The organism is Streptomyces glomeratus (genome assembly GCF_021462825.1).
Classification (GTDB): Bacteria; Actinomycetota; Actinomycetes; order Streptomycetales; family Streptomycetaceae; genus Streptomyces; species Streptomyces glomeratus.
On the sequence record NZ_JAKEEB010000009.1, the window covers coordinates 40687 to 60869 of the forward strand.

At 70.3% G+C, this 20183-nt stretch carries 16 protein-coding genes and 1 pseudogene; 9 read left to right on the forward strand and 8 right to left on the reverse strand.

Going from position 1 to position 20183, the window contains the following annotated elements; translation table 11 throughout:
* Positions 1 to 46 precede the first annotated feature (46 nt).
* On the reverse strand, positions 47 to 1132 hold the full coding sequence (locus LZ604_RS13025; RefSeq protein ID WP_234515219.1) for an NAD(P)-binding domain-containing protein: 1086 nt from the start codon (positions 1130 to 1132) through the stop codon (positions 47 to 49).
* Positions 1133 to 1216: 84 nt separating this feature from the next.
* On the opposite strand from LZ604_RS13025, the gene LZ604_RS13030 reads away from it, so the two are divergent.
* Both LZ604_RS13030 and LZ604_RS13035 read left to right on the forward strand, forming a co-directional pair.
* Positions 1217 to 1639, forward strand: coding sequence for a secondary thiamine-phosphate synthase enzyme YjbQ (locus LZ604_RS13030; RefSeq protein ID WP_234515220.1), 423 nt, complete (start codon positions 1217 to 1219; stop codon positions 1637 to 1639).
* 236 nt (positions 1640 to 1875) lie between these two features.
* Complete coding sequence (locus tag LZ604_RS13035; protein WP_234515221.1) at positions 1876 to 2091, forward strand: DUF4177 domain-containing protein; 216 nt, start codon at positions 1876 to 1878, stop codon at positions 2089 to 2091.
* 162 nt (positions 2092 to 2253) lie between these two features.
* On the opposite strand, the gene LZ604_RS36220 is transcribed toward LZ604_RS13035, so the two are convergent.
* Both LZ604_RS36220 and LZ604_RS13045 read right to left on the reverse strand, forming a co-directional pair.
* Positions 2254 to 2397 (reverse strand): hypothetical protein, encoded by a 144-nt coding sequence (locus LZ604_RS36220; RefSeq protein WP_372482132.1) that lies wholly within the window; start codon positions 2395 to 2397, stop codon positions 2254 to 2256.
* 172 nt (positions 2398 to 2569) lie between these two features.
* Positions 2570 to 3685, reverse strand: coding sequence for a tetratricopeptide repeat protein (locus LZ604_RS13045; RefSeq protein WP_234515222.1), 1116 nt, complete (start codon positions 3683 to 3685; stop codon positions 2570 to 2572).
* Between the two features lie 717 nt (positions 3686 to 4402).
* Between LZ604_RS13045 and LZ604_RS36225 the strand changes: the two are divergent.
* A pseudogene (locus tag LZ604_RS36225) lies at positions 4403 to 4566 on the forward strand (LacI family transcriptional regulator); the annotation flags it as partial.
* A 1012-nt stretch (positions 4567 to 5578) separates the two neighbouring features.
* On the opposite strand, the gene LZ604_RS13050 reads toward LZ604_RS36225, so the two are convergent.
* Positions 5579 to 6379 (reverse strand): helix-turn-helix transcriptional regulator, encoded by an 801-nt coding sequence (locus LZ604_RS13050; RefSeq protein ID WP_234515223.1) that lies wholly within the window; start codon positions 6377 to 6379, stop codon positions 5579 to 5581.
* A 151-nt stretch (positions 6380 to 6530) separates the two neighbouring features.
* Between LZ604_RS13050 and LZ604_RS13055 the strand changes: the two genes are divergently transcribed.
* Positions 6531 to 7268 (forward strand): SDR family oxidoreductase, encoded by a 738-nt coding sequence (locus LZ604_RS13055; protein ID WP_234515479.1) that lies wholly within the window; start codon positions 6531 to 6533, stop codon positions 7266 to 7268.
* A gap of 269 nt (positions 7269 to 7537) precedes the next feature.
* A complete protein-coding gene (locus LZ604_RS13060) occupies positions 7538 to 9130 on the forward strand; it encodes an SMI1/KNR4 family protein (protein WP_234515224.1) in 1593 nt (530 codons plus the stop codon).
* A 75-nt stretch (positions 9131 to 9205) separates the two neighbouring features.
* Here LZ604_RS13060 and LZ604_RS13065 read toward each other — a convergent pair whose 3' ends face one another.
* On the reverse strand, positions 9206 to 9946 hold the full coding sequence (locus LZ604_RS13065; RefSeq protein ID WP_234515225.1) for a class I SAM-dependent DNA methyltransferase: 741 nt from the start codon (positions 9944 to 9946) through the stop codon (positions 9206 to 9208).
* Positions 9947 to 10090: 144 nt separating this feature from the next.
* Entirely contained in the window at positions 10091 to 10669 is a 579-nt protein-coding gene (locus LZ604_RS13070) for a TetR/AcrR family transcriptional regulator (RefSeq protein WP_234515226.1), read from the reverse strand.
* A 291-nt stretch (positions 10670 to 10960) separates the two neighbouring features.
* Between LZ604_RS13070 and LZ604_RS13075 the strand changes: the two genes are divergently transcribed.
* The 4 genes from LZ604_RS13075 to LZ604_RS13090 are packed head-to-tail and all read left to right on the forward strand — an operon-like array spanning position 10961 to position 15804.
* Positions 10961 to 11533, forward strand: a complete 573-nt coding sequence (locus LZ604_RS13075; RefSeq protein WP_234515227.1) for a 2Fe-2S iron-sulfur cluster-binding protein — start codon at positions 10961 to 10963, stop codon at positions 11531 to 11533.
* On the forward strand, positions 11530 to 12522 hold the full coding sequence (locus LZ604_RS13080) for an FAD binding domain-containing protein (RefSeq protein WP_234515228.1): 993 nt from the start codon (positions 11530 to 11532) through the stop codon (positions 12520 to 12522). Before LZ604_RS13075 ends, LZ604_RS13080 begins: the two co-directional genes overlap by 4 nt.
* A complete protein-coding gene (locus LZ604_RS13085) occupies positions 12519 to 14669 on the forward strand; it encodes a xanthine dehydrogenase family protein molybdopterin-binding subunit (protein WP_234515229.1) in 2151 nt (716 codons plus the stop codon). The genes LZ604_RS13080 and LZ604_RS13085 overlap by 4 nt, the downstream gene beginning before the upstream one ends.
* Positions 14662 to 15804, forward strand: coding sequence for an XdhC family protein (locus tag LZ604_RS13090; RefSeq protein ID WP_234515230.1), 1143 nt, complete (start codon positions 14662 to 14664; stop codon positions 15802 to 15804). The genes LZ604_RS13085 and LZ604_RS13090 overlap by 8 nt, the downstream gene beginning before the upstream one ends.
* Before the next feature lie 111 nt (positions 15805 to 15915).
* Here LZ604_RS13090 and LZ604_RS13095 read toward each other — a convergent pair whose 3' ends face one another.
* Together LZ604_RS13095 and LZ604_RS13100 are read right to left on the reverse strand one after the other, a co-directional pair.
* Positions 15916 to 18096 (reverse strand): TerD family protein, encoded by a 2181-nt coding sequence (locus tag LZ604_RS13095; RefSeq protein ID WP_234515231.1) that lies wholly within the window; start codon positions 18094 to 18096, stop codon positions 15916 to 15918.
* An 87-nt stretch (positions 18097 to 18183) separates the two neighbouring features.
* Positions 18184 to 20061 (reverse strand): glycoside hydrolase family 15 protein, encoded by a 1878-nt coding sequence (locus tag LZ604_RS13100; protein ID WP_234515232.1) that lies wholly within the window; start codon positions 20059 to 20061, stop codon positions 18184 to 18186.
* Between the last annotated feature and the right edge of the window lie 122 nt (positions 20062 to 20183).

The window sequence follows — 20183 nt, forward strand, 5'->3', positions numbered from 1 at the left end:
GGCCACCCGTCAGGTGCCCGGCGGTGACACCGCCACCACCGCTCCCTCAGGCCACGGCGGCCGCTTCACCCGCCAGCAGCCGCCTGATGTCCCGTACGGCCGCGCGTCCCGCCCGGTTGGCGCCGATCGTGCTGGCCGACGGCCCGTAACCGACCAGGTGGATCCGCGGGTCGGAGACCGCGCGGGTGCCCTCCACCCGGATGCCGCCACCCGGCTCACGCAGCCGCAGCGGGGCGAGATGGTCGATCGCCGCCCGGAAGCCGGTCGCCCACAGGATCACATCGGCGTCCACATGCCGCCCGTCGTCCCACTCCACCCCGTCCGGCACGATCCGGTCGAACATCGGCTGGCGGTCCAGGACCCCGTCCGCGATCGCCTGCCGGACGGCGTCGTTGAGGGGCAGCCCGGTGACCGACACCACACTCCGCGGCGGCAGCCCCTGCCGCACCCGCTCCTCCACGAGCGCGACGGCCGCCCGCCCCACGTCCTCGGTGAACGGACCCTCCCGGAACACCGGAGCACGCCGGGTCACCCAGGTGGTCGCGGCGGCATAGGGGGCGATCTCCATCAGATGCTGGGTACCGGACGCGCCCCCACCGACGACGACCACCCGTCGTCCGGCGAACTCCTGTGGACCGGGGTACTGGGCCGTGTGCAACTGCCGCCCCAGGAAGGTCTCCTGCCCGGGACAGCGGGGCCAGAAGGGGCGATCCCAGGTCCCCGTCGCGTTGATCAGCGCCCGCGGCGCCCAGGCCCCGGCCGATGTCTCGACCAGCAGCCGCCCGCCCGTGCCCTCGCGCACGGCCCGGACGTCGACCGGCCGCCGTACACGCAGGTCGAAGGCGTGTTCATAGCGGTCGAAGTACTCGCTGACGACCTCGGACGACGGCCGCGCCGGATCCGCGCCCGTCAGCTCCATGCCCGGCAGCGCGTGCATCCCGTGGACCTTCGCGAACGTCAGCGAGGGCCAGCGGAACTGCCAGGCGCCGCCCGGCCCGGGAGCGTGGTCGAGCACGACGAAGTCGCGTTCCGGCTCGAAACCGGTGCGCCGCAGGTGATAGGCGCTGGACAGTCCGGCCTGACCGGCGCCTATGACGACCACGTCGAGTTCTTGCACCTCGATGTTGTTCACGGTTCTACCAACCGCGCCGGGGGTGGAGATCTTCCCGGGCGCTCGGCAAGGTGTGGACCCGGTGGCATGGGTGAGGATGAAGACATGTCCGATGCCTTCAGCACCCGCGTCCTGAACATCGCCTCCGGTTCCGGTGAGACGGTCGTCGATCTCACCCGGCACTGCGAGGCCTTCCTGCGTGAGGCGGCAGCGGGCCGCGACGGTCTTCTGAACGTCTTCGTGCCGCACGCCACCGCAGGCGTCGCGATCATCGAGACCGGCTCCGGCAGCGACGACGACCTCCTGGCCGCACTCCATACGCTGCTCCCGGCCGATGACCGCTGGCAGCACCGCCACGGCAGCCCCGGCCACGGCCGTGACCATGTCGTGCCGGCCTTCGTCCCGCCCCACGCGACCCTCCCGGTCGTCGGCGGCCGGCTCGAGCTCGGAACCTGGCAGTCGGTGTGCCTGGTGGACACGAACCGGGACAATCCCCACCGTAAGGTGCGGCTGAGCTTCCTGGGCTGATGCTCGTGAGCGGGCTGTAGCGTCGAATTCCGGCCGCACCGAGTATCGCTTGGCTCGTGCGTGAGCCGCCCGTGACCACCAGTTCCGGGACGATGTCGTTCATGCTCCACCTGCTCTCCCGCATCGCCACCGCGAAGCTGCCCCAACCGTGGAACCTCGCGGCCCGTTCAGCGTCGAACGGTGATTGACTGGTCCCGGCAACCGCAGCACCCACCCCGCAGGAGAGCCCCGCAGTCATGAGCCAGCCCTACACGTACGAGTACAAGGTCGTCACTTTCCGGGAGTCGCTGATCGGCGATGCCCTGGACTCCGACAAGCTGGAGAAGGTTCTCAACAAGCATGCCGAGGACGGTTGGGGGCTGAAGGCGATAACGTCGGCCGACGTCAAGGGCCGCATCGGGCCTGGCGCGGTCGAGGGCCTGCTGCTCACCTTCGAACGGCCGCGCCAGTAGCCGTCGCGCTCTTCGGGCCGCCACCTTGCGGCCTGCGCACTGACGGGCCCGAGGAGTTGCGATCCTCGGCCGACAGCTGTGTGCTGGACGGCCGGCCTTCCAGCGGAGAGGCTGACCGACGTCAGCACGTGGGGCAGCGGGCGATCCTTGACAGGTTGCCCGCTACCCGGTCTTTCCGGTCGCGCCCAGACGGTCGATGACCTCGGCCAGGGTCCGCAGCCGCACGTCGGGGCTGATGGTCCACCCCCGCTCGGCGAGCAGGGGCCGCACCTCGCCGATGGCCCGGTTGATGGTGGAGCGGTCCACACCGAGCCGGCAGGCCGGCACGTCGTGGGTGGCCCCGTGACGGAGATGACGAGGGTGGCCGGCAACCGGTCGATGAACACAGCCGGTGCTTCCAACCGGCACCCACGGCTAACCACACAACCATGACAACGATCAAGGGCTCGACGCCTCACCGCCAACGTGCACGAGCTCGTCAGGGACGGTCCCCCGAGGTACGCCACTCGACCACGGCAGAGGCGTACTCGGTATCACGCTGCTGGCGTAGGAGAATGCCGAGATTGGACATGGCTCCGGTGTGCCCGGCAACCGCCGCGCGCCGGTACCAGATTCGTGCGGTCTCGGTGTCGCCCTGCTCAACCAGGAGAACTCCCAGGTTGAACATGGCGGCAGTGTGTCCGGCGCCTGCTGCGTGTGTGTACCAGATGCGTGCCCCTTCGATGTCGCCCTGCTCATCCAGGAGGACACCAAGGTTGAACATGGCGGCAGTGTGTCCGGCGTCGGCTGCGCGTTGGTACCAGGTGCGTGCGCCCTCGATGTCGCCCTGCTCAGCCAGGAGGACTCCAAGGTCCGACATGGCGTCTGAGTCTCCGGCATCGGCTGCCTGTTGCCAGTAGGCGCGTGCGGCCCCGGGGTCGCCCTGCTCATAGAGAAGGACGCCGAGGTTGAACATGGCTCCGGTGTGTCCGGCGTCGGCTGCGCGTTGCCAGTAGGCGCGTGCGGCCGCCGGGTCGCCCTGCTCATAGAGAAGGACGCCGAGGTTGGACATGGCTCCGGTGTGTCCGGTGTCGGCTGCGCGTTGGTACCAGGTGCGTGCCCCCTCGGTGTCACCCAGCTCTTCAAGGAGGACGCCGAGGTTGGACATGGCTCCGGTGTGTCCGGCGTCGGCTGCGTGCTGCCAATAGGCGTGTGCGCCCTCGGTGTCGCCCCGTTCAGCCAGGAGAACCCCGAGATTGAACATCGCAACGGTGTCTCCGGCGTCGGCTGCGCGTTGCAGCCAGAGGCGGGCGTCCTCCGTGTCACCGATACCGGTGGCTCCGCTGGCCGATTGTGTGGTGGCCTCTTGGGTGCTGCCGGCGGCACGACCTGTGGTGTCTGTTACTGGCGGGATGTTCTCCCGGGGCGGAGGGAGTCGATGGAGATCTGTGCGATTCGGTGCAGTAGGGAGGGCAACGGTCGGCATCTGGGCCAGAGCCGCGATCACCTGCCTCACAAAGCTCTGCCCGCGCACTGGCAGCGTGGCTGGGCGAAAGGCGTCCGAATCACGAGCGATTGAGGCACGCACCTGCTCAACGAAGGACTTAGATGACACCGGCCTCTCCTTCGACCGCGGGCTCCTGCCGCTCGACGAGGGCAGCAGACGAGGTCGGCTCTGCCACGGCTGACGCGCTGGGAGGCATGGAACCCGCATTCGGGATGCGGGACGGTACAGAATGTACGTTTGGATGAGCCATGCCCTGGCGCAGGAGCTGTTCCACAATCTTCGGTGCCGCGATACCGACTGCAATTGCGCCGAGCGGTCCTGCGATCTGACCTGAGCTTCCAAACCCTGCAGCTAACCCGGCACCCAGGGCGTTTCGGATGATGATCGCGACAAGGTATGGGCCGAGGGGTATCTCATCAGGCATCCTCCAGGGGTAGCCCTTAACGCGTTGGATCGCCCGATAGAGGTCGAGCGCCTCGACTGCTGAGGACCCCGTGAGCCCCCATAAGCACGCGGCCCACCACTCCATAGCCGGCCTTCCCCCTCCGAGGTTGTGGAGCAAGTAACCAGGCTCAGCATGATGCTTGCCGGCGCCGTTGCGCCATGGACTGGGCGAATCGCAGTGTGCTTCAGCTCCGACGACGCTTTCGTCCCGAACGCGATCAAGACCCGCATGACCTTGACTCGGTGATGCTGACCTGCGCGTTGGTTGTCCAGCACTGCCCACTGCAGTCCGGGACCCGGTGGACGAGGGAGCGGTAGTCGACGTCTCAACTTCGTGTAGACGCTGAAAGGATGCAGCAAGACGCCGCATAGCGCGAGCCTTTCACGCCGGCTGCTTCTGGCTGGTACCCGAAGAAGGCTGCGCAGGAGGCGCGACCCGTGCCCGTTCTTGCCTACCTCCGGCCCGGTGCGCCGACGCGGGGGAGCGGTGCCCAAGTGCGGGCGGGTGCGTGCTGGTGCCGATCGCGAAGGAGCTTACGCCTCACGTCATCGGTTGTCGCGCTCAACCATCCCTCACAAGAGCGCCTCAGAACGCACCGTTCACTAGGCTCGCTTTTTAGCTCAAGATTCGACTGGCTGACGTCAAAAACGACAACCTTCCTTCTCGTATGGGTTCGTTCGCTACCAACGACTTTCCGGCATGCGACACTTCGCGCGAGAGGGCCGCTCACAGTGGCCGCATAAGAGGGTCTCGTTCGCCATGTGACTCTCGACGGTGACACCCCATATGCCGCTGTGAGCCCCTCGGAGGCTGCCGCCCAACTGAGGTCTTCCGTACAAGAGGGAGGTCCCCGGACGGCCGCGAGGGGGACTGTACCCAGCCTTCCAGCCCGAGGGGGTGCCTATGGCACAGGTTGCGGACACGTTCACGAGTTCAAGTCGAGTCAGGATTGGAAAGAGTGCATGCGACCGTGAATGAAATTGGGCGCAATCGCGAACAGAAAGGATCATGTGTATATGGCGAACACGGCTAACCCGTGAGCCGGTGGCTGCCGGTCGAGTTGAGCAGAGGTACCGCCTCGCTTGCGATCGCAGCCATCCCATACGTGGGGGTAGTTGTCTCCGTGGTCCTGCTTGTCGCGGTCACGGGGATCTTCCTGCCAGCCGTCTGGTCACGTGACCGCGAACGTCGGCGTGACGCCCGGCTCTTGGCCTTCCGGATCCTCCGCTGGCTTGAGCGGAGGCGCTGATGGCAGGTCCACGAGCCACGCGTGCGCCACCGTAGTCCGTTGAGCCCCGTTGTCACCTTCGACGTGCACCGGGGCTCACATCATTTTTTCGCCGTCTATCAGGCTGCGTTGCCCGCTACGCACCCCACTACTGGAGTAGGGGGTTATCGGTGCGGCAGTAGCTGAGCATCGGAGCACTTGTAGCCGTTGCCCTGTGGCCAGATGAAAGCCGCCTGCGCAGTCTGGACAAGTCGGATCAGGCCCGATGACGTCGCCCGGCTGGAGGTCCCACTCGATGGCCTCGGGCGTACTGATCCGGGGGCGGAGCTCAATCAGCCGATTCCCGTTTCTCGGAGTAGATCACCAGAGTCTGGTCTGGCTGTTCGGCTAGGTGGAAGGCGGTGTAGGCGAAATCGATCACCCCGCGTCCAGGGCTCCGTAGCCGTTTGCGTCCGCCGTGCCGGGGCTGCACGTCGTACTGCGGCCACCAGGCACGCACTTCGGGGCTGCCCGCGTTCAGCTCGTCGATCAGCCGGGTGTACCGGGTGTCGCCCGGGTGGCGTCCGGCCAGTGTCCTCAGCCGGGCGAGCAGGCCGCGTGCCTCGAGCTCCCAGTCGACCAGGACGGTCCGGGCGGCAGGTTCGAGGAACACCCAGCGGGCGAAGTTCGCCGGCCGGTCCGCCGCCGCGGTGAGGTGCGGGAACAGCTCGTCAGCCGCCCGGTTGCAGCTGAGCACGTCGTAGTTGCCGCCGATGATGTATGCCGGGTGCGGCTGGAGCAGGAGCGGGACGGCTGCCACCTCGGCGGCGAGCGGCTCGGGTTCTTCGGTTTCGGCCGTGGGCGCGTGACCGGCGAGCTGAAAGAGATGACCGCGCTCGTACCGGTCGAACTGCAGCGCCGAGGCGAGGGCGTTGAGCACCTGGTCCGAGGCGCGGATGTCCCGGCCCTGCTCGAGGTAGGTGTACCAGGTGGCGCTGATCCCGGCGAGCAGCGCGAGTTCTTCCCGGCGCAGGCCCGGGGTCCGCCGTCGGCCGGTGTGTGGCAGCCCGACCTGGTCAGGGGTGATTCGCTCTCGGCGGCTGCGAAGGAAGGCGCCCAGCTCACTGCGCTGATTCGGCTGCGTCTGCACGGTGGATGGCACCCCTGGTTCCAGAATGAACACGGTCTGGATACCAGGCTAAAGACCTCACAGACTGGATCCCACGAGGGAGGCGCAGCTCTCACCGATGACCTCTGCAGGTCACCGGCTACCGGTATTTCGGACGGAAGAGGCGGACATCGTGTCGGGAATCGACGGCAAGGTCGTGGCGATCACGGGAGCCAGCAGCGGCATCGGCGAGGCGACCGCGCTGCTGCTCGCCGAGCGAGGCGCGCGGCTCGTCCTGGGTGCGCGCCGGTCCGAGCGCCTCGCGGAACTGGTGGCGCGGATCGAGAAGTCGGGTGGCACGGCCGCGCAGACCCGTACGGACGTGACGCGACGAGACGACCTGCACGCCCTGGTCGCACTGGCCGGCGAGCGATTCGGCCGGCTCGACGTGCTGGTCAGCAACGCGGGAGTCGGCACGATCTCGCCTCTGGACGATCTGCGGGTCGACGAGTGGGACCAGATGATCGACGTCAACGTGAAGGGTGTGCTGCACGGAATCGGCGCGGCGTTGCCGGTCTTCCGGGCCCAGGGCGCGGGCCACTTCATCACCATCGCCTCCACGGCCGCATTTCGCATCGTGCCGACCATGGCGGTCTACGCCGGTACGAAGTTCGCGGTCCGCGCCATCTGTGAAGGCTTGCGCCAGGAGGCCGGTGATTCCCTGCGGGTGACCACCGTCTCGCCCGGCGCAGTAGGGACCGACTTTGCCGAGGCATCGACGAATCCGCAGGTCCGAGCGCAGATAGTGGAGATGCGGAACCGGATCGCGATCCCGCCGGAGGCGATCGCCCGAGCCACCGCGTTCGCCATCGAACAGCCTGCAACCGTCGACGTGAACGAGATCGTCATCCGGCCCACCGCCCAGAACTGACCCCGCTCAAGTTCGAGGCGCATCAGGCGCCCTGATGAGGACGTCAGCCACGAGCTGCGGCGGACAGTAGCGGACGACCTGCTGCGGCTGTTGGCGAACAGCGGGATCGGTTGACGGCTGTCTGCCCTGCGCATGGTGCTCATGCCGTCGCTGGGAAGTGGCTGTGGGACGGGTGGGGGCTGATGGAACGGATGGAGTGATCCCCAGAGGTGCGACAGCTGTGCGCCGGACAGCTGGTCCGGCGGCCGTTGTCAGTGGTCCCTGCCAGGATGGCCGGCACATCGAGGGAACGGGAGCAGCAGCACATGATCGAGCAGACCGCCCGCGGCATGGCCGAGCAGATCGTCACGCACGCGCCGAAGGGATGGGCACGGGCCGTGATCTCGGGGCGCGCGGGCGGTGGCGGAAGCGGAATGACAGGCGGCTACACCGTCCCGGGGACGCGCGCGCCCATGCGGCTGCCCGAGATGCACTCCCGACTGATGCGGCTTGCGGAGGTGATACGGGAGGAGCGCGGCTGGGACCCCGTCAGCTGGGAGATCGACTGCCGTCCCTCCGGCGAATACCGGCTCGTCACCTTCAGGGACGCCGTGGGCCGCGTGACCGGACACGGCGGCGGGTACGAGGTCGTCCTGGACCCCGACTACCGCTTGCCGCAGCCAGGCCTGCGTCAGCAGGCGGGCACCGCGGCCCCCGCCGGCGACCCGGAGCTGGCCGCGACGAGGTTTCGCGCCTACCTCGAGCGGCGCGCCGCCATCCTCGGACACGCCGAGGAACTGCCGACGCCCGTCACCGTGGCCGCGCTCGACGAGGCCGAACGCCGCATCGGGCGCCCGCTGCCCGCCGACCTGCGGGCGCTGTACCTGATCGCCGACGGCGACGGTATCGGATACCGGCACCGCTGCCTGATCGAGAACAACGCATGGCTGTCACTGGAGAGCCTGGTCGCCGAGTACACCGACCGGCGCGAGTGGCAGGACCGTCCCTGGTTCGGCTGGGACCTGGAATGGGACGCCGTGGTCTTCGACACCACCCCCGGCGACACCGTCCGCCGCTGCGGGGGCCACCCGGGATGGATCCGCTTCGCCACCAGCGAGGACGGCAACTACCTCGCCGTCGACATGGACCCGGCCCGCGACGGACGACCGGGCCAGGTCATCGCCACGGGCCGCGACTACGACGACGGCCCCGTGTACGTCGCCGACTCCATCACCTCGCTGCTCCAGCGGCACTTGGACCTGCTGGAGCAGGGCTCCTACGAGAAGTACGACGACTACATCTCCCTGCGAGGTGCCTGCGACGTCGGCACCCGGCAGATCATCGGCGGCATCCCCGACGAGGTTCCGCCCACCCTTCAGGCCATCCATATCAACGACGCCACCGGCATCGTCGACCTCAGCCCGCTCACCGCCGCGCCCGGCCTCCGCCGCCTGCACCTCAACCGCTCCACAACGGCCGACCTGACGCCTGTGCGCGATCTGCCCGTCGAGTCCCTCCGTGTCACCCTCGACGGCGGTGCCCTCACTCCGCTCGCAGGCCACCGGCACCTTGCCTCCCTCGACCTGAACGCCACCGCGCCGGTCGACCTCACCCCACTGCGTACCGCCCCCAACTTGCACGGACTCGACCTGTCCGGCGCCGAAATCCCCGATCTGACCGCCCTGGCCGGCCTGGCGAACTTGCGCTATCTCGCTCTTGCCCGGCAGCAGTGGGCCACGCTGCTCGACCACGGCAGCGTCCCGCCCGGCCTGGCCGCCGTCCGTCTGGCGGGAGGGGACGTCACCTTCGACGACGCCCTCGCCCTGGCCTCCCGTGTCGGCCTGGACACCGGCGACGCGCTCCGCGTCACCGGCAGCCTCTGAGCCGAGAGGAGGCAGACCCGTGGGCGGGCAGCCGGCAGCGCCGGTTCACGCGGACGGCACGGTGGTGGGACGGCCTCAGGCCGGCTTGCGCCACACGGAGATGTGCTTCGTGGAGTCCTGGGTGAACGGCGCCCCGTCCCAGTCCGCGACGCGCCGCTCCAGCTCGAGCCCTGCGATCCGTGCCATCAGGTCGAGTTCCGCCGGCCACGCGTACCGGTGCCGGGAGTTGTCGCGGCGGTAGTTGCCGTCGTCGCCGTCGCGGGTGAGGTGGTGGGAGACAAGAATCTGCTCGACCAGGTCGAAGGTGTCGAAGCCGAGATGCCGCTCGGAGACGTCGAACGGCACCGCGGCCTGGCCGGGCGGCAGAAGCCGCAGCGGCGGCACGCCCAGCTCGATGACGAATCGCCCGCCGGGCGTCAGGTGACGTGCGGCGTTGCGGAAGCACTCGACCTGCTCGTCCTGGGTGAGCAGGTTCGAGATGGTGTTGTACACGAGATAGACCAGGGTGAACTCGCCGGGGACGACGGTCGTGGCCATGTCCCCGATGGCGACCGGGAGCGTGCGCTCGTCCATCTTGCGCCGCAGGACCGCCGCCATGTGCTCGGACAGTTCGATGCCCACCACCGGCACGCCGCGCTCCCGGAGCGGGACGCCGACCCGTCCGGTTCCGATGGCGAACTCCAGTGCCCGACCGTCTCCGGCGAGTTCGGCGAGGAAGGCGAGAGTCGGTTCCAGAACGGCAGCCGAGGACATCTCGGTCTCCTCGGCGTCGTAGCGCTCTGCGTTCGCCTGGGTCCACAGCTCACTGCTCGTCACGCGGGCCCACTCTGCCGGGCGCGCACGGGCGTTGTCGACGCAATTACCGTCCGCCGGCTCCGACCGTGTCGACAGAGCCGCTCGCCTGTGCCGGGATCACCGCCGCAAGCGGCTCGCCTCGCGCTCCCCGAACCGCGGTGGCGCTCACCTGCCCGGCGCTCCCGCGCGCAGGCCGTCCATGACGAGGTCCAGGAGCCGGGTGACCCGTGGCTGCCAGTCCCCGCTGGGGTCGATCTGCCAGAGGCCGGCGATGGCCAGGAGGAAGTCGTCCGCGGTGACGCCCGGGCGGATCGTGCCCGCCTCCTCGTTGGCGCGGAGCAGGAGCTCGGCCGCGGCGGTGACCGGGGCGTGCCCCGGTTTCGCCAGGCCCCCCGGGGCGCTGGTGGCCTGGCGGATCGCGTCCGCCAGTCCGGCCTTCGCCATGGCGAACTCGGCGAGGCGGTCCATCCACTCGCGCAGGGCCCGGTCCGGCTCCCGGCTCTCGAGCAACCGGGCCGCGCTGTCGGCCACTTGTTGCATCTCATAGCGGTAGAGCTCGAGAACGAGCGCTTCACGGCTGGGGAAGTTGCGGTAGAACGTACCCTGCCCGACGCCCGCCTTCTTGGCTATCACGCTCAGCGGGACCTCCGCGGAGTGAGTCAGCTCGGCCAGTGCCACGTCCAGGATGCGTTCGCGATTGCGTTGCGCGTCCGAGCGCTGAGGCGTGTCCTTCTTCTGCTGCACTCGTCCTCCTCCCAGGCTCTGGCCGAACCCGGTCTTGCTAAGCGGACAGCTGTCCGTTACGTTTCTCCATGGAGCGGACAGCTGTCCGGTTGACTCCACCATAGCGGCGGAGACGGTCGGCGCCACCGGCCCAGGCCGTCGCCGCCGGAACTCCTGACGTGCCTCGCGCATGTTCCCGAAGAGCACCGCCCCGTACAAGCGCCATCTCCCCGTCTCCTGAATCGTCTGCCTGCCGGACCGCCCCTCCCTCGAACGCGTTCCGGGTACCGGATATGCGAAAGAAGGCTGATCATGGCCCCAGCCCCCTCGCCGACGCACAGCGCCGTCACCTTGAACGTCAACGGCGAGAAGTACACGCTGACCGTCGACCACCGCACCACCCTGCTCGACGCCCTGCGCGAGCGCCTCGATCTCACCGGTACCAAGAAGGGCTGTGACCAGGGGCAGTGCGGTGCGTGCACCGTCCTGCTCGACGGGCGCCGGGCAGTCTCCTGTCTGCACCTCGCGGTGGCGGCCGAGGGACGCGAGATCACCACCATCGAAGGGGTCGCCGACGGTGAGCGGCTGCACCCGGTCCAGCAGGCGTTCCTCGACTTCGACGGCTACCAGTGCGGCTACTGCACGCCGGGGCAGATCTGCTCGGCCATCGCGGTGATCGAGGAACACGCTGCGGGCTGGCCCAGCGCCGTCACCGACGACGTAGGCCCCGAAGCGGGCCCAGCGCCCCTGACGGCCGACGAGATCCGGGAACGGATGAGCGGCAACCTGTGCCGGTGCGGCGCCTATGTGTCGATCGTCCAGGCCGTCGCCCGGGCAGCCGCGGTCCAGGCGGAGACCGGCGAGGCCGCGGAGGCGGTCGCATGAGGGAGTTCGGCTATCAGAGGGCGTCCGACGTCGCCGGTGCGGTCGCACTGCTCGGCGCCGATCCGGACGCGCGTTTCCTCGCCGGCGGCACCAACCTCGTCGACCTGATGAAGACCGGGGTCGAGCGGCCCGCCCGCCTCGTCGACGTGCGTGAACTCCCGCTGGACCGGGTCGAGTCGACGCCGGACGGCGGCCTCCGCATCGGCGCGACCGTCACCAACAGCGACCTCGCGGCCCACCCCGAAGTCCGCCGCCGCTACCCGGCGCTCGCGCAGGCGGTGCTGGCCGGCGCCTCCGGGCAGCTGCGCAACATGGCCACGCTCGGCGGCAACCTGCTCCAGCGCACCCGCTGCGGCTACTTCACCGACGTGACCGGCCCCTGCAACAAGCGGCGTCCCGGCAGCGGTTGCCCCGCCCTCCAGGGCGAACACCACAACCACGCCGTCCTGGGGGCCTCCGACCACTGCGTGGCCGTCCATCCCTCGGACATGGGCGTGGCGCTGACGGCCTTCGACGCCGTGGTCTCGTACGAGACCACGGACGGGCCGGGGCAGGTGCCGCTCACCGAGTTCTATCTGCCCGTGGGCGACACCCCGCACCGGGAGACGGCCCTGCCGGCGGGCGCGCTGATCACCGGCGTCACGCTGCCGCCTGCCCCGGTCGCCACCCGCTCCCGTTACCGCAAGGTGCGGGAGCGCGCCTCGTACGCGTTCGCGATCGGTTCCCTTGCCGCCGCGCTCGACGTTCGCGACGGCGTGGTGCACGAGGCGCGTCTGGCCCTCGGAGCGGTCGCGTCACGGCCGTGGCGGGCCCGGGCCGCCGAGCGGGTGCTGACCGGGTCACCGGCCGACGCCGGGACGTTCGCCGCCGCCGCGGACGCCGAACTGGCGGCGGCCAGGCCGCTGCCCCACAACGGATACAAGGTGACGCTGATGCGCAATCTCGTGGTGGCCGTGCTGACCGAACTCGCCGAGGAGGCCGCCCGATGACCACCACCACGACCGGCACCACGAACGGCACCACGACGGCGCGGGGCTCCGTCGGTACGGCGCACACCCGGGTGGAGGGCAGGGACAAGGTCACCGGAGCGGCCCGCTACGCGGGGGAGATCCCCTTCGCCGGACTCGCCCACGGCTGGCTGGCGCTGTCCACCGTCACCCGCGGCCGCGTCCGCTCGGTCGAGACCGCCCCCGTCCTCGGCATGCCGGGCGTCCTCACCGTCCTGCACCACGAGAACGCCCCTCGCCTCGACAGCGACTACGTCGGTCTGCTCGGAGTCCCGCCGGATCCGTCCGCGGCCCTCTTCCAGCACGACCGGGTGCCGCACCGGGGCTGGCCGGTCGCGCTGGTCGTCGCCGAGACGTCCGAGCAGGCCAGGGAAGCCGCCGAAGCACTCGTGGTGCACTACGAGCAGGAACCGCACGACGTCGCCTTCTCCGCCGGACGTCCGGACGCCTACCCGGTGGACGGTCATATGCCGGCGGTGGCCGAGAAGGGCGACCTGGAGTCCGCGCTCGCCACCTCCACCGTCGTCGTGGACGCCGAGTACACCACCCCCGAAGAGCACCACAACCCGATGGAGCCCCACGCGGCGACGGCCCATTGGGACGGTGGCCGACTGGAAGTCGTCGACTCCAACCAGGGCACCACCTGGGTCGCGGGCGACCTCGCGAAACTGTTCTCGCTGGACCCGGCCTCGGTGCGGGTGCGGTCCGAGCACGTCGGCGGAGGCTTCGGCAGCAAGGGCATCCGCGCCCACCAGGTGGCAGCCGTGATGGCCGCGACCGTCCTCCAACGCCCGGTCCGGGTGGTCATGACCCGCCGCCAGATGTTCTCCCTGGCGGGCTACCGCAGCCCCACGACGCAGCGGGTCCGGCTCGGCGCCGACGCCCAGGGGCGGCTGCGCGCGCTGGAACACCGCTGCCTGAACATCACCTCGACCGTGCGCGAATTCGTCGAGCCGGGCGCCGCACCGGCGCGGGTGATGTACGACGCCGACGCCCATCACACGGCCAACCGGGTCGTACGGCTCGACGTGCCGACCCCGACCTGGATGCGGGCGCCGGGCGAGGCACCGGGGTCGTTCGCGCTGGAGGCGGCGCTCGACGAACTCGCCGAGAAGTGCGGGATCGACCCGATCGAGCTGCGCGCACGTAACGAGCCCGAGCGCGGTCCCGTGTCCGGACTGCCGTTCAGCAGCCGCAATCTGCTCACCTGCTTCCGCGAGGGCGCCCGCCGGTTCGGATGGGCGGACCGTGATCCGCGCCCCGGGCTGCGGCGTGACGGGCGCTGGCTGCTCGGCACCGGCACCGCGGCCGCCTCCTTCCCGGCGGGCGCCGGACCGTCCACGGCGGGCCTCACGGCCGAGCCGGACGGCACCTTCACCGTGCGCATCGCCGCCTCGGACATCGGAACGGGCGCGCGCACCGCGCTCACCCTGGTCGCCGCCGATGCGCTCGGCGTGGCGCCGGACCGTGTGCGGGTGCGGATCGGTGACAGCGACTTCGGACCGGCGATGATCGCCGGCGGTTCGATGGGCACCCGCTCCTGGTCCTGGGCCGTCACGATCGCGGCCGACGAACTGCGGGAACGACTCGCCCTCGGGGCGGACATCCCCCCGGCGGGGATCACGGTACGGTCGGACACCACCGAGGCCATCGGCGCCCTCGCGAAAAAGGAACGGCACTCCTTCGGGGCGCAGTTCGCCGAGGTCGCGGTGGACGTCACCACCGGCGAGGTACGGGTGCGGCGCATGCTCGGGATCTTCGCGGCAGGCCGCGTGGTCAACCCGCTCACCGCGCGCAGCCAGTTCCTCGGGGGCATGATCTGGGGCATCTCCATGGCCCTGCACGAGGAGGCGGTCCGGGACCCGGCCTCGGGCGGTCACGTGGGTGCCGACCTCGCGGGCTATCACGTCGCCACGCACGCGGACGTGCCGCTCATCGAGGCGGACTGGATCGACGACCCGGACCCGGACGACCCGGTCGGGATCAAGGGCATCGGCGAGATCGGTATCGTCGGCGCCGCGGCGGCGATCGCCAACGCGGTCTGGCACGCGACCGGCGTCCGCCACCGGAGCCTGCCGATCCGGCCCGACCGCGTCCTGTCGGCCGGTACCGGAGCGGCGCATGCTTGACCTCGCCGAGGAGCTGAACCGCTGGGCCGAGGAGGGCCGGTCCTTCGCCGTGGCCACCGTGGTGGCCGTCGGCGGCAGCGCGCCGCGCGACCCCGGCGCCGCCCTCGCCGTCGACAGCGACGGAACGGCCATCGGCTCGGTCTCCGGCGGCTGTGTCGAGGCAGCGGTGTACGAGCTGTGCCGCCAGGCGCTGAGCGACGGCGACACCGTCCTGGAACGGTTCGGCTACAGCGACGAGGACGCCTTCGCCGTCGGACTGACCTGCGGCGGTGTCCTCGACGTCCTGGTCACCCCGATCGACGCGCGATCGCCGGCCGCCGCGGTGTTCCGCTCGGCGCTCTCGGCCGCCGTACGGGACGAGCCGGTGGCCGTCGCCCGGATCGTCCGGGGCCCGGCCGAACTCCTCGGCGGGACCCTGCTGGTCCGTTCCGACGGATCCCGCGAAGGCGGTCTCGGGGGCCACCCGGAGCTGGACCGGACTGCGGCGGCCGAGGCCCGGGCCCTGCTGGACGCCGGCCGAACCGGCACGGTCGACCTCTCGGAGGACGGATCGCACTGCCCCGGAGGTCTCACCCTGTTCGTCGAGTCGAGCGTGCCCCGGCCCCGCATGATCGTCTTCGGCGCGATCGACTTCGCCGCGGCGCTCGTGCGGGTGGGCAGGTTCCTCGGCTACCACGTGACCGTGTGCGACGCCCGCCCCGTCTTCGCCACACGGGCACGCTTCCCGGAGGCCGACGACATCGTGGTCGACTGGCCGCACCGCTATCTGCAGCGCACCACGACCGACGGACGCACGGTGCTGTGCGTGCTCACCCACGATCCCAAGTTCGACGTACCGCTGCTGAAGGCGGCGTTGCGGATGCCGGTCGCGTACGTCGGCGCCATGGGTTCGCGCCGCACTCACGAGGACCGGACCGGGCGGCTGCGTGAAGCAGGCGTGAGCGGGCGGGAGCTGGCCCGGCTGAGGTCGCCGATCGGCCTCGATCTCGGTGCGCGCACGCCCGAGGAGACCGCCCTGTCGATAGCGGCGGAGATCGTGGCGGCCCGGCGGGGAGGCACCGGCGTCCCGCTGACCGGCTCGGGCACGCCGATCCACCGCGACGGAAGCGGGCACGGCAGCGCCGTGGCCGCCTGAGGCACCGGGACGGATGTGCGAACGTCTAGGGCGAGGAGAGCGAAGGGACTGGATTCAGAGAGGAATGAGAAGGAAGCCCCTTCATGGCCTCGCCAGGATCGACACTAGCAGTCAGTCCGGGATCAGGTCGCGGAGATTTCCGGGGGTGATGATCCGGGAGCCAGGGGGCAGTCCCTCGGGCCGTTCCAGGCCGATGTAGGTGACGGGACCGTCCGGGACCGTCCCGCCGTCCCAGGACGTCACCCTTGTGCCGCCCTCGGCCATCAGGTCGGCGAGGTACCGGACCGTCAGCGGATCGTGCTCCACGATGCCGCGCACCAGTGTCGCGACCGACACCCGGTTCTCCTCCACCCGGTTGGCCGACGGATGGCCCTTGAGGTAGAGGTGAAGCCACCTGGCGCGCCACCGCCCGTCACGGCCGCGGTGGAACGCCAGCGGCAGCGCGACGCGGCCCGGCCCGCGCAGCTCCGACTTCATGCGCACGGTGCGCGGCTCGAACGGGCGGCCCCGCTGTTCGGCGTCGCGCAGCATGAAGCCGAAGAACGACTCCTCAGTCTCCTCGAAGCCCTCACCCGAGTAGATGTTGACCTGCGGCACGACGAAGGTGCCGCGCACGGCCCCCAGCCGCAGGTTGATGAACTCCGAGGCGCCGTCGCGGGCATCGGTGATGTCGCCCGAGTGCTCCCCCTCGACATCGGTGAGGTTGGTGTACGACAGCCAGGACAGGGTGGCGTAGTCGGCGTCCAGCGTCAGCGCCGACAGGTCGTAGTCGGTGCTGCGCGACGTCTGCTTCCAGTAGACGAAGAAGCGCAGCAGTTCGCCGTCGACCGGGCAGCGGGAGCCGCGGGGCAGGACGCCGAGGCCGGGCGCGGTCGCCCTGCCGCTGAGCGGAAGCGCGACGTCGAGGACTTGGGGGTCCACCACCAGATGGCCGGGGGCCGGGAGACGTCGGCGTATCTCGGCGTCGAGAGCGGTGACCAGACGTGTGCGCTCCGGCGCTCGCACGGTCGGCCGGGTGTCGGGAGTGACCCAGGCGCGGCCGTGGCGGTTGACGAAGACCCGGCTCTTGCCGGCCTCCGCGGCGCGGTTGTGCAGGTGCTCACGGACCGACAGCACCACCCGGCCGGAGACCAGCGGGGCGACCTGCTCGGCGGCGGCCACGACGGCGTCGCGCTCGGCCCGGGTGGATGCCGTGCGCAGCAGACGGTCCAGGGCGCGGAACAGCCTGCCGGGCGCGGACTTGAGCAACTCCGCCGCCGCGGTGACGTCGCCGGCGTCGAGCAGTTCCTCGACCCGACTGTCGAAGGACCGCGCGGTCCGCTCACCGCGGGCGACGGCGAACACCTCGGCGGCATGCGGCCGGTCCGGGTACTCGTGCGGATGGAGGCGCTCACCGAGGCGCTTCCAGGCCTCGCGGTGCGCGGCGACGTCGGCGAGCTTGGCCGGGGCCGCGGCGGCGACGGTGTCGAGGCCCGCGATCAGGGCGCGCCGGACGGGGCGGGACAGTGCGCGAAACCGAGTCGGTGCCTGCAGGGTCACATCACCGCCCGACAGCGCGCAGGCCAGCCGGAGCACATCGGTGACGGTGTCCAGAAGGAGATCCGCACCCACCTTCAGGCGGGCCTGGTTGACGACGGCGCGGGTCTCCCGGACGGGTATCGCCCCGGGCTGGGGGCCCCGCACGCAGTGCTCGGCGAGCATCCGCAGGTCGTCCAGCTCGGCGTCGCCGAGCGGTGTGGGGCTGCCGGCCAGCGCCAGGTACAGGGCGGTGATCTCGTCCGCCAGGTCGCCGCCTCGCCACAGCACCGTCATACGGTCGCCCGCGGCCGCGATCAGCTCGTCGTGGGCGGCGAGCACCTCGGCGTAGGTGTGACGGTAGTTGCCGTAGGACGGGAGGGTGAGCAGATCCACCACACCGCTGTCCAGCTGGGCCTTTGTGCGATCGCGTGAGGTGTCGTCGGCGAGCGCGTCGGCGATGCACCCCATCCAGAAGTCGAAGGTGTCGGGCACGTTGGCCGGAAAGTCGATGAAGTAGACGTTGTGCCGCACATGGTCCCCGACCATCTCCCGGACGGTGCCCAGGGTGCGCACGGCGATGTCGACGACCGTGTTCTCGGACAGGGCCGACAGGTGTGCCAGCAGGTCCGCCGAGAGTTTGAAGCCCACGGACATCAGCGCGGCGTCGAACTGCCGCGCTGCGACGTCGCCCTTCCCCATGGGCCCCGTGGGCCCCGTGGGAGTGGGAAGGCGGTGGGTGTGCCGGACGACCAGCGGTTCGAGACGGTGGATCACCGCCGCATGATTCCACGGCCGCGCGCGGCGGCGCATGCGGGTTTCGGGGCCCCGGGGCCCGCGACCGGATCAAGCCGAGCGGATCGCTCATGCCGGAGTGATGCGCCATGGGGGCGCTCCCTCGTCTTCCGGCGGGGCCATGGGCCGCTCGGCGGCCTCGTCGAGGGCGTCGTCGAGGGAGGAGGCGGCCATGACGAGCGAGAGATGGGTGAAGGCCTGGGGGAAGTTGCCCAACTGCTCCCCGCCCGGGCCTATTTTCTCGGCGAACAGGCCGACGTGGTTGGCGTAGGTCTGCATCTTCTCGAAGGTGTAGCGGGCCTTGCCCAGTTGGCCCGAGCGGGCCAGGGCATCGACGTAGAGGAAGGTACAGAGGCTGAAGGTGCCTTCCGCACCGCGCAGCCCGTCCGGGGAGGCGGCCGGGTCGTAGCGGTAGACCAGGCTGTCGGAGACCAGTTTGCGGTCGATGGCGTCCAGGGTGTTCAGCCAGCCGGGGCTCAGGGGCGCGAGGAAGCCCACCCGGGGGAGCAACAGAAGCGAGGCGTCCAGGACCTCACCGTCGTAGTGCTGGACCAGTGCCTGTTTCTCCTTGCTCCAGCCGCGCTCCATGACCTGCTCGAAGATGGTGTCGCGGGCCGCGGTCCACAGCGCGGTGTCAGCCGGCCGGCGCCATTCCTGGGCCAGCCGCAGACCGCAGTCGAACGCCGCCCAGCACATCACGCGGCTGTAGGTGAAGTCCTTGCGGCCGCCGCGGGTTTCCCAGATGCCCTCGTCGGGCCGGTCCCAGGAGCCGGCGAGCCAGTCCAGGGTCCGGCTGAGTCCCTTCCAGCCGTGGTAGCCCACATGCGTGCCGACCTTGCGGCTCTCGGACATCGCGTACAGGGCCTCGCCGTAGATGTCCAGTTGGAGCTGGTCGGCGGCGGCGTTTCCGGCCCGGACCGGTCGGGAGCCCTGGTAGCCCTCGAGGTGTTCCAGGATCTCCTCGGGCAGATCGGGGTCCCCGTCGACCCGGTACATGATCTGGAGCGGCTCCCCGCCGGGCCCCGCATGGTCGTGCAGCCGGTCTCCCAGCCAGCGGACGAAGGCGTTCGCCTCCTCGACGAAGCCGAGGTCGAGCAGGGCGCGCACGGACAGGGAACCGTCCCGGATCCAGGTGTAGCGGTAGTCCCAGTTGCGCTCCCCGCCGATCCGTTCCGGCAGACCCATGGTGGCCGCGGCGATCGGGGCGCCGGTGGGGGCGTAGGTGAGCAGTTTCAGCGTGATGGCCGAGCGGTGCACCATGTCCGGCCACCGCCCTCGGTAGCGGCAGGTGCGCACCCATCCCTGCCAGTAGCCGATGGTGTCCCAGATCTCGCCGGACAGCTGCTCCGCCGTGGGCGGCTGGGGCGCCGGGCCGCCCGGCCCGCAGACGGTGAAGACCGCGGCCGCGACCTGACCCTCCTTCAGGGTCAGCGTGCCGGTGACGTCCTGGCCGTCGCGCCGCAGCGGAAAGGTGCTCTGCAGATGGGCGCTGATGCCGGGGGAGTGGAAGGAGGCCGCCTGCTCCCGCAGTTCGAGGGTGTGAGCGGCCCGCGCGTAGTCGAACCGGGGACGGCACTCCAGGTCGAAGCGGACCGTGCCGCGCACGGTCCGCACGGCCCGGACCAGAGTGTGGCGGTCTCCGGCCCGGTGGGGACGCTTGGCGGGCATGCAGTCGATCACCTCGCCCACGCCGTCGGCCGACATGAAACGGGTCACCAGCACGGCGGTGTCCGGATAGTAGAGCTGCCGCCATGTCCCGCCGTCCCCGCCCACCGGTGCCAAACGGAAGTAGCCCCCGCGCTCGTGGTCCAGCAGGGACGCGAAGACACTGGGTGAGTCGAACCGCGGAGCGGCGAACCAGTCCACGACGCCCTGCGCTGAGATCAGGGCGGCGGTCTGCAGATCTCCCACCAGCCCGTGATCGGCGATCGGCGGATAGCGATCCATGTTCCCAATGTGATCCATGAGGTGTTGCCCCGCGCGGCGAGTCGCACCGGCCGAGGCTCGGGGCCACCGCCCCGCCGATCAGGCGCCCTTCGGCCGGACCTCCTTCCGCCACACCGAAGGAG